Raw genomic sequence first — 223 nt, forward strand, 5'->3', positions numbered from 1 at the left:
TGGTGTACCCGCATTCGTCGGTGTGTCTGCGACGGCTGTAGGCGCATCGGTTTGCGTGCCATCATCTGTCATCGATGGCGAACCGTTGCCCATCACTGGTGGGGTTGTACCTCTGCCATTGCCAGCCGCGGGACCACCGGGATGACCAGTCGCAGCACTCGGCGCTGCATCTGGGGTTGTCCCCAGATTACGTCTAGGTCCTTGGGTGTAATTACTGCCCGTT

At 60.1% G+C, this 223-nt stretch carries 1 protein-coding gene; it reads right to left on the reverse strand.

Translation table 11 applies throughout. The features are described from left to right. Positions 1 to 223 (reverse strand): hypothetical protein (locus tag KO537_RS23035; RefSeq protein ID WP_219236062.1); only part of this gene is annotated, 223 nt, incomplete at both ends.

The organism is Shewanella sp. NKUCC01_JLK (assembly GCF_019345615.1).
In the GTDB taxonomy this organism is placed as follows: domain Bacteria; phylum Pseudomonadota; class Gammaproteobacteria; order Enterobacterales; family Shewanellaceae; genus Shewanella; species Shewanella oncorhynchi.